The 12,257-nt window shown below is 64.7% G+C and carries 13 protein-coding genes; 11 read left to right on the top strand and 2 right to left on the bottom strand.

The window, feature by feature from the left end:
• Nucleotides 1–25: 25 nt before the first annotated feature.
• Genes P0X85_RS03285 through P0X85_RS03300 form a run of 4 tightly spaced genes read left to right on the top strand, consistent with a single transcriptional unit; the run spans nucleotide 26 to nucleotide 3,132 of the window.
• Complete coding sequence (locus P0X85_RS03285; RefSeq protein WP_275808386.1) at nucleotides 26–1,126, top strand: NAD(P)/FAD-dependent oxidoreductase; 1,101 nt, start codon at nucleotides 26–28, stop codon at nucleotides 1,124–1,126.
• Nucleotides 1,101–1,403, top strand: coding sequence for a 2Fe-2S iron-sulfur cluster-binding protein (locus P0X85_RS03290; protein WP_275808389.1), 303 nt, complete (start codon nucleotides 1,101–1,103; stop codon nucleotides 1,401–1,403). Before P0X85_RS03285 ends, P0X85_RS03290 begins: the two co-directional genes overlap by 26 nt.
• Entirely contained in the window at nucleotides 1,390–2,784 is a 1,395-nt protein-coding gene (locus P0X85_RS03295) for an FAD/NAD(P)-dependent oxidoreductase (RefSeq protein ID WP_275808392.1), read from the top strand. Before P0X85_RS03290 ends, P0X85_RS03295 begins: the two co-directional genes overlap by 14 nt.
• Nucleotides 2,785–2,793: 9 nt before the next feature.
• Nucleotides 2,794–3,132 carry a RidA family protein gene (locus P0X85_RS03300; RefSeq protein WP_275808395.1) on the top strand — a complete coding sequence of 113 codons (339 nt, stop codon included), beginning with the start codon at nucleotides 2,794–2,796 and terminating at the stop codon, nucleotides 3,130–3,132.
• Between the two features lie 206 nt (nucleotides 3,133–3,338).
• Here P0X85_RS03300 and P0X85_RS03305 read toward each other — a convergent pair whose 3' ends face one another.
• A complete protein-coding gene (locus P0X85_RS03305) occupies nucleotides 3,339–4,310 on the bottom strand; it encodes a sodium-dependent bicarbonate transport family permease (RefSeq protein ID WP_275808399.1) in 972 nt (323 codons plus the stop codon).
• Nucleotides 4,311–4,403: 93 nt separating this feature from the next.
• Here P0X85_RS03305 and P0X85_RS03310 point away from each other — a divergent pair, with 93 nt between their 5' ends.
• Nucleotides 4,404–5,324: a hydrogen peroxide-inducible genes activator gene (locus tag P0X85_RS03310; RefSeq protein WP_275808402.1), complete on the top strand. Its 921-nt coding sequence runs from the start codon at nucleotides 4,404–4,406 to the stop codon at nucleotides 5,322–5,324.
• A gap of 18 nt (nucleotides 5,325–5,342) precedes the next feature.
• Here P0X85_RS03310 and pdxR read toward each other — a convergent pair whose 3' ends face one another.
• Nucleotides 5,343–6,839 (bottom strand): MocR-like pyridoxine biosynthesis transcription factor PdxR, encoded by a 1,497-nt coding sequence (gene pdxR, locus P0X85_RS03315; protein WP_275808405.1) that lies wholly within the window; start codon nucleotides 6,837–6,839, stop codon nucleotides 5,343–5,345.
• 122 nt (nucleotides 6,840–6,961) lie between these two features.
• On the opposite strand from pdxR, the gene P0X85_RS03320 reads away from it, so the two are divergent.
• The 6 genes from P0X85_RS03320 (at nucleotide 6,962) to P0X85_RS03345 (ending at nucleotide 12,248) form a co-directional block, all read left to right on the top strand.
• Nucleotides 6,962–7,972 carry a TRAP transporter substrate-binding protein gene (locus P0X85_RS03320; RefSeq protein ID WP_275808408.1) on the top strand — a complete coding sequence of 337 codons (1,011 nt, stop codon included), beginning with the start codon at nucleotides 6,962–6,964 and terminating at the stop codon, nucleotides 7,970–7,972.
• A 63-nt stretch (nucleotides 7,973–8,035) separates the two neighbouring features.
• Complete coding sequence (locus P0X85_RS03325; RefSeq protein ID WP_275808411.1) at nucleotides 8,036–8,572, top strand: TRAP transporter small permease; 537 nt, start codon at nucleotides 8,036–8,038, stop codon at nucleotides 8,570–8,572.
• A complete protein-coding gene (locus P0X85_RS03330; protein ID WP_338030513.1) occupies nucleotides 8,572–9,912 on the top strand; it encodes a TRAP transporter large permease in 1,341 nt (446 codons plus the stop codon). Before P0X85_RS03325 ends, P0X85_RS03330 begins: the two co-directional genes overlap by 1 nt.
• 10 nt (nucleotides 9,913–9,922) lie before the next feature.
• A complete protein-coding gene (locus tag P0X85_RS03335; protein WP_275808417.1) occupies nucleotides 9,923–10,414 on the top strand; it encodes a universal stress protein in 492 nt (163 codons plus the stop codon).
• 17 nt (nucleotides 10,415–10,431) lie between these two features.
• Entirely contained in the window at nucleotides 10,432–10,821 is a 390-nt protein-coding gene (locus P0X85_RS03340; RefSeq protein WP_275808420.1) for a nuclear transport factor 2 family protein, read from the top strand.
• Nucleotides 10,822–10,850: 29 nt separating this feature from the next.
• The gene (locus P0X85_RS03345; protein WP_275808423.1) at nucleotides 10,851–12,248 is read left to right on the top strand and encodes an NAD(P)/FAD-dependent oxidoreductase; all 1,398 of its coding nucleotides are present in this window, start codon (nucleotides 10,851–10,853) and stop codon (nucleotides 12,246–12,248) included.
• The last annotated feature ends 9 nt before the right edge of the window (nucleotides 12,249–12,257 follow it).

Consider the following 12,257-nt stretch of genomic DNA (forward strand, 5'->3'; position numbering starts at 1 on the left):
CACCATTCACCGACGGAGCGAACGCATGGAAACCGATTATGCCATCATCGGCGGCGGGGTTGTCGGCCTGTCGGTCGCCTGGGGCTTGCTCAGGCGCGGCCTGACCGTCACCGTTCTGGATGGCGATGACGGTGCCTTCCGTGCCAGCCGTGGGAATTTCGGCCTCGTCTGGGTGCAATCCAAGGGGATGAACCAGCCCCGCTATGCACAGTGGTCGCAGCAATCCGCCGCGCTCTGGGGCGATTTCGCAGCAGAGCTGAGCGCGGCGACCGGTCAGCGTGTTCCACTCGAACAGCGCGGCGGTTACGATCTGCATTTCTCAGAAGAAACCCTGCAAGCGACCGTCGAGAAATATCTGGCCCTCAAGGAAAAGCTGGGCGGGGATTACCCGTTCGAAGTGCTCGGCCATAACGCATTGCGCAAGGAGGAGCCGCATATCGGACCGAAGGTCGTCGGCGCCATTCTTCACCATCAGGATGGCCACGCGAACCCGCTCAAGTTGCTGAAGGCGCTCGCTGGCGATGTGCGGCGCATGGGGGGGCGGGTGTTGACGGGCAAGACGGTGACGGAGGTGACCAAGCCCGACAGCTTCGTGCTGTCCTGCGCCGATGGAACGAGCGTAGGCGCCGGGAAGGTGATCCTCGCGGCGGGTCTGGGCGCGGCTGTGCTGGGGCCCAAGCTGGGGTTCAAGGCCCCGGTGCGACCGCAGCGCGGTCAGGTCCTGATTACCGAGAAACTGCCCAAGCTGATCAATCGCCCCTCCCTGATCGCGCGCCAAGTGGACGAGGGTGGAATTCAGATCGGGGCCACGAATGAAGAGGTGGGCCATGACGACCGCGTCACGCAGCCCGGATTGTCGGGTCTCGCGGCCGAGGCCATCGCAGCCTTTCCCGCCCTCGCCAAAGCACAACTCGTCCGGTCATGGGGCGCGCTGCGTGTGCTCTCTCCCGATGGCCTGCCGATCTATCAGGAAAGCACGTCCCTGCCCGGTGCATTTCTCGTGACCTGCCACAGCGGCATCACGCTGGCCGCCTGTCATGCGCATCTGTTGCCAGACTGGCTGGAAGGGGCTGCGTCCAAACCCGATCTGGAGGTGTTCAGTGAATCCCGTTTCGCCGTTTCTTGAACTGGACCAAACCCCGAGGGTGGAGGTGGTTTTCGACGGCACGCCGCTGAGCCTGCCGGCCGGGGCGAACCTTGCTGCCGCTTTGCTCGCGGCGGGTATCGGAGAGTTTCGTCGGACCCCCGTTTCGGGTGCGCCGCGTGCGCCCTTCTGCATGATGGGGGCATGCTTCGACTGCCTCGTAGAGATCGACGGCGTGGTACGTCAGGCCTGCATGCTCGACGTGCGCGAAGGGCTGAGCATCTCCAAACCAAAGGGGGGCAGCCATGCAACGCCATGACCTCGTGATCATCGGGGCTGGCCCCGCAGGCATGGCCGCCGCTGCGACGGCGGCGGAGCTTGGCCTCAGCGTCACGCTGCTCGACGAACAGTCCCGGCCGGGCGGACAGATTTACCGCGACGTGGATCGCGTGGCGGCTCTGCGCGGCGACATCCTCGGAGCCGACTATATCCACGGCAGATCCCTGACGGCGGGCCTGCACCACGGCGCGATCACGCATCTCGAAGGCGCGACGGTCTGGGCGATCGAAGACGGGTTTCGGATTTCCTACACCAAAGACGGGCGCGGCGCGCAGATCGGGGCGGAACGGGTGCTGCTGGCCACCGGGGCCCTCGAAAGACCCATGCCGGTTCCCGGCTGGACGCTGCCGGGCGTGATGACCGCCGGTGCCGGGCAGATCCTGCTCAAGCAATCCGGCCTCGTTGCGCGGCAAGCGGTTCTGGTGGGCGCGGGGCCGCTGCTCTATCTGATCGCCGCGCAAATGGTGCGGGCGGGCACCCCGCCGCTGGCGATGGTCGAGACCCAGACGCGCAGCGATCTCTTCAGAGCCCTGCGCCATCTGGACGGCGCGCTGCGCGGCTGGCGCTATCTGGCGAAGGGCCTTGCGATGCTCGCCGAGATCAAACGCGCCGGCGTGGCACGCTACACCGGCGCGACCGGCCTCCGGATCGAAGGCACGGACAAAGCTGAGGCTCTTCGGTTTACCCATCGCGGCCGGACCCACCGTATCGCCTGCACCACGGTGTTCCTGCACCACGGCGTCGTCCCGAACACGCAAGCCGCGCGGTCGCTGGGCGTGACACATCGCTGGGACACGCGGCAGGCTTGCTTCAATCCGGTGCTCGACGGATGGGGACAAAGCGATGTGCCCGGCATTTTCATGGCCGGGGATGGGACCGGTATCGGTGGGGCCAAGGCGGCCGAGATCGCGGGCCGGCTGGCGGCCTTGAAGCTCGCCGAGGCGTTGGGCCATATCTCTGCGGCAGAGCGTGATCGCCGGGCGGCCCCGCTCCACTCCGCCAAAGCGCGAGAACGCGCGGCGCGCCCCTTCCTCGATCTCGCCTATCCGCCCTGTGCCGAAGCAATGGCGCCGGAGGACGCCACGACGATCTGCCGCTGCGAGGAGGTCACCGCCGGGGATATTCGCCGCTATGCCGCACTCGGTTGTCTGGGCCCGAACCAGACCAAAGCCTTCGGGCGTGCCGGCATGGGGCCGTGTCAGGGCCGCTATTGCGGGCTGACGGTGACGGCTCTCCTGGCCGAGGCAAACGGGCAAACGCCAGATGAAACAGGGTATTACCGCATCCGTCCGCCGCTCAAACCGGTGACACTCGGCGAGCTGGCGGCTATGGATCACGGGTCGCAGGACGCGGCCGAGTAGGAGAATGACATGATCGAACGTATCGAAACCGGCGCACGGATGAGCAAGATCGTCAAGCATAACGGCGTCGCCTATCTCTGTGGGCAGGTCGGCGAGGGCGCGACCGTGGCCGAGCAAACGCGCGACTGCCTGTCGCGTGTCGATGCCTTGCTGGCCAAAGCGGGCTCGTCGCGGGACCAGATGTTGCAGGCGATCATCTGGCTCGCCGACATGGCGGATTTCGCCGAAATGAATGCCGTCTGGGATAATTGGGTGCCCGAGGGACATGCCCCGGCCCGCGCCTGCGGCGAGGCGAAACTCGCCCGACCCGAGCTCAGGGTCGAGATCATCGTGACCGCAGCCTGCTGACACGCATCAACAATCCGCCGCCAATCGGGTCGTCAAAGCGCGCCAAGCACCAGAACCGAGGATCAGGTGAACCCAGCGGCGGCCAGGATCAATATCTCACGCCCGACCGCTATGCTCTGGCCTTCGCGGCGGCATGACAGCGTGGAAGGACACAGCGCGACCGCCCCCGCCACGCCGCGCAGGGGGCGGCATGTGCCGCGTCCGGGTCAGCCCCCAAGCCCCGCCAGCCAAAGATAAAGCGGCAATCCCACCGTGATATTGAAGGGAAACGTCACGCCCAAAGACAGCGTGAGATAGATCCCGGACTCCGCCTTTGGCAGGGCGATCCGCATCGCGGCAGGCACGGCGATATACGACGCCGATGCGGACAGAACCATGAGCAAGAACAGGCTCCCGGTCTGCAACCCGATCACCGAGCCGACGCTCCAGCCCATCAGCGCGCCTATCACCGGCATGAGCAGGCCGAAGGAGAACAGTCCGGGGTTGAGCATATGGCGGTTGTTCAACAGACTCCGCCCAGCCGACAGCCCCATATCCAGCAGAAACAGACATAAGATGCCGGTAAAGGGCGTGACGACGAAGGGGGCGATCATCTCCATGCCCTTGTCCTGCGTGACCGCACCGATCACGAAAGCCCCTGCAAGCAGCACCACGGAGCCGTTCGCAAACAACTCCCGCGCGGGAACATGGCCGTTGGCACGTTCCGGAGAGAAGCGATGCGCGATCCACAGTGCCGAGAGGATCGCCGGCACCTCCATGCTCGCGGCAACGGCGACCATGTAGCCGTCGAAACTCATGCCAGACAAATCCAGCAGGCTCGATGCGGCGACGAAGGTCACGATCGAGATCGACCCGTAATGCCCCGCAACGGCCGCCGCGTTCATGGCATCGAGCCGCGTCATCAGCCGCAACAGGAAGAAGGCCAGAAACGGGATCAGGAAGGACAGCAGCAGGCCGGCCAGAATGGCCACAACCAGATCCCCGCGCAGGCCGTGCTCCGCGAGACTATGGCCGCCTTTGAACCCGATCGCGAGCAGCAGGTAGAGCGACATGAACTTCGCCGCGCCCTCGGGAATGGACAGGTCGCTTCTCACGACCGCGGCCACAAGGCCAAGCACAAAGAACAGAATGGTTGGCACCATGAGGTTACCGAACAAGGTGTCGAAGACAGCAGGCATCAGAGAACTCCGTTTGGTTCCGTGCCCATTGCCGCAGAAATTCGGATAGGTTAAATACTTTCCATTCTCAAATAAAATAGCTTGAGACTATGGATGAGACCGACACTGCGCCAACTGGAATATATCGTCACCGTGCATCAGCTCGGCGGGTTCGGTCTTGCTGCGGAGACCCTCCATGTGAGCCAGCCAAGCCTGTCGAGCCAGATCGCGACGGTGGAGGCCGAACTGGGTGTCAGGTTGTTCACGCGCGGGCGTGGTGGCACGCAGGCAACCGCCAAGGGGCTCGAGTTCGTCCGTCGCGCGCGGCGCATTCTGGCCGAGGTGGAAAACCTGCGCAGCGTCATGACCTCCGATCTGCCTTTCGGCGGTCGCCTGCGGCTTGGCGTGCTACCCTCGATCGGCCCCTACCTGTTGCCGCAGGTGATGCGGGCGCTGCACCGCGATCAACCGGACCTGCGTGTCATCGTGCGCGAGGAAAACACGCTGAGCCTTGATGAGGGCATTCGAAACGGACGTTTCGACGCGATCATCTCGACGCCGGAGGATCACCCGAACACCTGGCAACGCCCGCTGTTCACGGAACCGCTCTGGGTGGCGCTTGCGACCGATCATCCGCTGGCGGCGCTGGCGCGGATCGGAGCCAAAGACCTGACCGGCCAGCGCTTGCTCACGCTCGATACCGGGCACCGGCTGGCCCGAATCGTCTATGGTCTCGCCGGGCTGAGCGGCGGCATCGTCTCCGACGATTACGAAGGCACCAGCCTCGATTCGATCGTTCTGATGGCGGCCACCGGCGCGGGAATCGCAGTCCTGCCCGACCTGTTTGCGCGCCGCCAGGCGATCCACCGCGAAGAGGTCGTCGTGCGACCGCTTGCGATGCCGGACGCCCACCGGGGGATCAGCCTGATGCTGCCGGTCGAGCAGCCTGTCGATGAGGGCCGGGATCGCCTTGTCGTGGCGATCAGAAATGCCGCGAAGTCGCTCCATCTCGACCTCACCGAAGCGCCAGCCTAGGAACGGCGGTCTGGTTTTTCAGGCGCGTGCCCCGGTCATTTCGCGCAGCACGCCTTGCATGATCTGAACCCCTTCCGCGATCCGTCCCTCGGGGATTGCAGAGAACCCCATACGGAACAGCGGACACGGCTCGGGCGGTCGCGCGAAGAACGGATGCCCCTCCTCGATCAGAACGCTGTGTTCGGCGAGGCGATGACCAAGCGCGCGACTGTCCAGATTCTGGGGACCGGCGACCCACAGGCTCGACCCGCCATGACGCGCCGCCCCCGCGATGGTAAAATCGGTGTCTTGCAACGCGGCCACCAGAACCTCGCGCCGGCGGCGGAACGCCTCGCGCTGGCGGACCACATGCGCGTCGTAATGTCCAAGGGCAAGAAAATACCCGGTCACCCGCTGCATATGTCCCGGTGCATGGCGCAGCATCATCGCGCGCAGCGAACGCGCCTCACGGATGAACGGCTCCGGCGCGACCATGTAGCCGATACGCAAACCCGGAAAGAGCGATTTCGAGAAGCTGCCGACATAGATCACCCGCCCCGACCCATCGAGCGATTTCAACGCCGGAGAAGGCGCTTCGAGGAAGCTCATCTCGTATTCGTAATCATCCTCGACGATCAGGAAATCGCGCGCATTGGCCAGATCCAGAAGCGCCCGGCGGCGGTCAACGGGCAGCGTCGTGCCCTCGGGAATGTTGTGACTGGGCGTCGCCATCACCAGACCGACATCCTCGGGCAACTGCGCCGGATCGAGCCCGCGCGCATCGGTCGGCATGTAACGGATCGGCATCCGGGCGTAATCGAGAGCGGCGGCGAAATCGGGGAAGCCCGGCTCCTCGATCACTGCGCAGCGGTCCGGCCGCGCCAAGAGTTGCACAGCGATCCAGAGCGCATTTTGCGCGCCCAGCGTGATCAGGATTTCCTCGGGGCGCGCCGAAATCCCGCGTCGGGGAAGCGTGTTCTTGCGGATATAATCGAGCAGCAGCGGGTCATCCTGTGCCAGCTGATCGTCGGCCAGGCCGGTGAACTCCCGCACGCTCAAGGCCCGGCGCGCGCAGTCGCGCCACGCAGCATGATCGAACAGGCCCGGATCGACCTGACCGTAGATGAACGGATAGCGATAGCTTCGCCAATCGCGCGGCTTGCGGATCTGACGCCGCGCGCTCAGATCGCGCGGCAACCACTCGCCCCAGTCGATCGGCCGGTCCCCGGTGACCGGCGTCTGAGCCGGACCGATTCGACGCTGCGGAACGCTTGTGGACACCCGCACACCCGACCGCGGCAGGGCCTCGAGATACCCTTGGGCAACTAGGTCCTGATAGACCAGCGTCACCGTCAGACGCGACAGACCCAGATGCTCGGCCAGCTTGCGGCTCGAAGGCAGGCGCGTGCCGGGCTGCGCGCGGGTATCGAGGATCATCGAGATGATCGAAGTCGCCAGTTGCATCTGCAACGACCGCCGGTCCTGACGGTCGATGAAGAACATCTCCGGCGTCATCCGTCCCGTGATGCTCCCCATCCGCGCACAGCCTCCATCTGGACTTAGATCTGATCCAAACTGGATATAACACGGCGAATTTCTCTCTGACAATGTGTCGCAGCGGCGAGGGGAAGAAGAGCGCCGCACACAGGGAGAAAAGCATGAAAATCACCTTCAAGGCGCTCAAGGGCGTCGCCGTCGCCGCATTGCTTGCAACCACCGCTCTTTCGGCCAATGCCAAGGAGTTCCGCATCGCCGTGGGCGATGGCGCGGGCGGCACGCAAGAGGCCCTTGGCCTCGCCTTCATCGAAGCGCTCGAGGCTCAGACCGGCGGCGCGCATACTGCCAAGCTGTTTCTCAACGGTCAGCTCGGCGACGAGCAGGACACCGTCACGGCAGCCGCGACCGGCACGCTGGATTTCTCGATCCTCGCGATCAACAACATCACCCCCTTCTCGCCCTCGGTCGGCACGCTGACCCTGCCCTACGTGATCCTGTCGCTCGAAGAAGCAGAGCAAATCACCCAAGGCGAGATCGGCCAGCGCATGATCGACAAGACGATCGAGGATGCGGGCGTTCGGATCATTGGCTGGGCCTATTCGGGCTTCCGCGTGCTGACCAACTCGAAGCACCCGGTCACCACCGTCGCTGACCTGCAAGACCTCGTCGTGCGCGTTCCAAAGAACGAGATCATGATCGAGACCTACAAGTCCTGGGGCATCAACCCGACCCCGATGGCATGGTCGGAAACCTTCGCGGCGCTTCAGCAGAAGGTCGTTGACGGTCAGGACAACCCCTACATGACCGTCTACGCGATGAAGTTCGACGAGGTGCAAAAATATGTCACCAACATCCGCTACATCTTCTCGATCGAGCCGCTGATCGTATCGGAATCACTGTTCCAGTCGCTCTCCGCCGAAGAACAGGCGCAGGTTCTGGCCGCCGGCAAGGACGCCACGCTCGCCTCGGGCGCGTTCCTGCGCGCCCAGGAAGCCTCGATCAAGGAAGAGCTGGCCTCGCGCGGGATGGAGATTTCGGACCCCGCCGATGGCGAGCAAGAATTCATCGACCTCGCAACCGCTGCGGTCTGGCCGAAATTCTACGACATGATCGGCGGCAAGGAGTCGCTCAACGAGGTGCTGACCGCTCTGGGTCGCCCCGCCGTCGAGTAATGCACGATGGGGGCCGGCCCGATCCGGCACGGCCCCCGACACCCCGAACCCCAAGGAAAAGCCATGTCTTCGTTCTGGCGGCATCTTGACCGGCTGGAGAGCTATGTCTGCCGAGTGCTTCTGGCGCTGTTCGTGTGCCTGCTCTTCGTGCAGATCGTCTCGCGGCAAGTGTTTGGCACCTCGATCACCTGGATCGAGGAACTGTCGGTGATTCTCTTCGTCTGGTTCGCCTATTTTGGCGCGAGCTACGCGGCCCGGATGGCAGCGCATAACCGGATTTCGTTTCACCTGAACCGGATGAACCGCCGGCGCGCGCGTCTGATCGAAGCCTTGGGCGATGCGTTCTGGGTGGCGTTCAACGCGATCTTCATCTGGCAGTCGATCAGCTTCATCTCGATGCTCAAACCCTTCGTGAAGGCGCAGACGCTCGGCTGGCAGATGCGTTGGGTCTATCTGGTGCTGCCGATCGCCTTCACGCTCATGACGATCCGCATCCTCCAGGTCAATTACATGAAACTCGTGCAAGGGCGCGACCCGCGCGACCCCGACAAGGTCGATGTCGTGGCGATGGACGCAGGCCCCGCCGGAGGGTCCAAATGATGGACAGCATTCTCATTGAAATCCTGTTCGGTTGCTTTGCCTTCCTGATGCTGATCGGCGCGCCGATCACGGTGGCCCTCGGGGTTTCCGCGCTGGCGGCGATGTTCTACCTCGGCGACAACCCGATCAAGATGGTGCAGATGGCGTGGTCCTCGGTGGGTTCCTTCCCGCTGATGGCGCTGCCCTCCTTCATCCTCGCCGGCGCCCTGATGGAGGCCGCGGGCCTTTCGCGCAGGCTGATCGCCGTTGCCGAGACGCTGGCTGGCCCCTTCACGGGCGGCATTTCGGCGGCAACCGTGGTGGCCTGCCTGTTCTTCGGCGCGATCTCGGGCTCGGGCCCGGCGACGACAGCGGCGGTGGGAATGCTGATGATCCCGGCCATGGCGCGGGCTGGCTATGCGCGGGGCTATGCCGCCTCGATCACGGCCGCTTCCGGCGGACTCGGCATCATCATCCCGCCCTCGATCCCGATGGTGATCTTCGGCATCTCGGCCATGGGCATGCAGCCCCCCGTCGAAGCCGTCGAGGCCCATGGCGCCTTCCAGACCGTCTCGATCTCCAAGCTCTTCATCGCCGGTTTCTTCCCGGGCTGCCTGATGGCGGGGGCGCTTTTGATCAACAACTACCTGCGCTGCCGCGCGGCGGGCTATCGTGGCTCGGCAGAGTCGCTCTCGCTGCCCAAGATCCTGAACGCAACCTTCAAGGGCTTCTGGGCGCTGATGGCCCCGATCGTGATCCTTGGCGGCATCTATACCGGGCTCTTCACCCCCACCGAGGCCGCCATCGTCGCCATCTTCTACACGCTCTTCGTCGGCATCGTGATCTACCGCGAACTGAGCTTCAAGGCGCTCTTCGACGCGCTCGAGACCACCACCTGGCTGTCGGGCCGCGTGCTGCTCGTCCTGTTCACCGCAACGGTCTTTGGCCGCATCCTCGTCGAGAACGGCGTGCCGGCGGTGATCGCGGACGGGATGCTCTCGCTCACCGATAACCTCTACCTGATCTGGGTGCTGGTGATCGCCTTCCTGCTGGTCGTGGGCATGTTCATGGAGACCCTCGCCGCGATCATGATCCTCGTGCCCGTGATGCTTCCGGTCGCCTACCAGATGGGTATCGACCCGATCCATTTCGGCATCGTGATGATCTGCACGCTTTCGATCGGGTTCCAGACCCCACCGCTGGGCGAGAACCTGTTCATCGCCGCCGGCATCTCGAACGTCTCCATCGAGGAAATCTCGATGCGCGCCCTGCCCTTCGCCCTGACCGGTGCGGCTGCGGTCTACCTGATCGCCTGCTTCCCCGAGATCGCGCTCTGGCTGCCGCGTGTGGTTGGCTACTGAGGAGGCTGAAATGATCAAGGAAATCAAAACGATCCTCTACGCAACCGACCTGAGCAACACCTCGGTTCATGCGTTCCGCTACGGGCTGTGCATGGCCAAGGGTCTGGGCGCGCGACTGCACATGCTCCATGTGATCGAGCCGATGAACGAGGAGGCGCGGATGACGCTGCAACTGTTCATCTCGGACCCCGCGCAACGCAATGCCGCGCTCAACCGCCGCCGCGAGACCGCGCTGGAATTGCTCCGCGAGCGTCAGGAGGCGTTCTGGGCGCAGATCCCCGGCGACGAGCAGGCGCTGCGCGAAAGCGTAGACGAGATCGAGGTGGCCGAAGGCTTCGCCGCCGAAGCCATCCTCAAGCGCGCCGAGAGCCTGCCCGCCGACATGATCCTGATGGGCAGCCACGCGCACGGGATCTCACACACCTTCCTCGGAACGGTCGCCAAACGGGTCCTGCGCCGCGCGCGCATCCCTACGCTGATCGTCCCCTATGCCGAAGATTGACTGAAAGGACCAAGACCATGACCAAGACCCTGACCGCAGATGACCTCAAGGCCACGTTCGACGCGTTCAACCGCCATGATGTGGCGGCGGTGATGACCCATTTCGCCGATGACTGCACCTTCACCACGGTGGGCGGCGCCGAGGAGTTCGGCACCCGCATCGACGGCGCCGAGGCCATCGCCAAAGCCTTTGCCGGGGTTTGGGCCGCGATGCCCGATGCCGAATGGGCCGATCACCGCCACTTCGTCTGCGGCGACCGCGCCGTCTCGGAATGGACCTTCAAGGGCACCGACGCCCAGGGCCAGCGGATCGAGGCGCAAGGCGTCGACCTGTTCACGCTGCGCGACGGGCTGATCGTCGAGAAGCAGGCCTTCCGCAAGCAACGCCCGCCCTTCGCTGCGAAATAACCCCCACCTTTCATTTCGGGATCACGTCGATGCAAGTCACGGCACCACGGCGCAACAGCGCGCCCTACAACCCAAAATACGACCCGATCCGGGACCGCTCGATCGGGCATGGCAGCGCCTATGCGCCGACCTATTGGATCGGCACCGCCGGAACGCCGCCCGAGGATGACGGCCCGGTCCGGCAGGACATGGATGTCGATGTCGTGGTGATTGGCTCGGGCTATACCGGCCTCTCCTGCGCCCTGCATCTGGCCAAGGAATTCGGCATCAAGGCCCATGTTCTCGAAGCCAACGGCGTCGCCTATGGCTGCTCGACCCGCAATGGCGGGCAGGCGCAGATTTCCTCGGGTCGGCTCAAGCGCTCGCAATGGATCGAGCGGTGGGGGCTCGACATCGCCAAGGGCATGCATGCCGAGGTGACCGAGGCCTTCGCCCTGTTTCGCGGCCTGATCGCAGATCACAATATCGACTGCGACCCGCAGGATGGCGGCCACTATTACATCGCCCACAAGCCGTGGATGATGCCCGCGCTCGAAAAGGAAACCGCGCTCCTGCGCGAGACCTTCGGCTATGGCGCCAAGCTGCTCAGCCGTGGCGATGTGCATGACCGCGTCGCCCGTGATGCCGAAGCGCAGGGCGCGATGTGGGAGCCCGATGGCGTCGGCATCCACGCCGCCAAGCTGGCCTTTGGCTACATGCGGGCCGCGCGCGAACTCGGCGCGAAGATCCATGTCGACAGCCCCGTCGAAGGCTGGGAGACCAAGAACGGCATCCACCACCTGCGCACGCCGGGCGGCACGGTGCGCGCCCGCGCCGTGGCTGTGGCCACCGCAGGCTATGCGCCGCGCAGCCTGCATCCCCGCCTGCGCGACCGGATCATGCCGATCATGTCGAACTCGATCACCACGCGGGTGCTGACGGCCTCGGAACTGGAGGCCTGCGGCTTCCAGACCCGCTCGCCGCTGACCGATACGCGCACGCTGCGCCACTATTACCGCCTGCTGCCCGACAACCGGGTGCAGATCGGCTCGCGCGCGGCGATCACAGGCTCGGACGCGGATAACCCGAAACACCTCGCCAGTCTGCGCGAGGGGCTCGCGCGGAAGTTCCCGGCGCTGCGCGGCATCCCGCTGGATTACAGTTGGTGGGGCTGGGTCGATGTCAGCCACGACATGATGCCCCGCATCACCGCGATGCCGGGCACGCCCAACGCCTATTACGCGATGGGCTACGGCGGCAACGGCGTGATGTATGCGGCGCAGGCCGGACGGCGCATGGCGCAGCTCGTGGCCGGGCGCGCCGCCGACATCCCCAAGCTGCCGATCTTTGGCGACGAACTCCCCCATGAGGGCTGGAAAACACCGTTCCGGCGGCTCGGCCAATGGGGCCTCTACAAACTCTATCACTATCGGGACGAACGCGGCTGACCCCGCGCC

The organism is Pseudothioclava nitratireducens, assembly GCF_029210495.1.
GTDB classification, from domain to species: Bacteria; Pseudomonadota; Alphaproteobacteria; order Rhodobacterales; family Rhodobacteraceae; genus Pseudothioclava; species Pseudothioclava nitratireducens.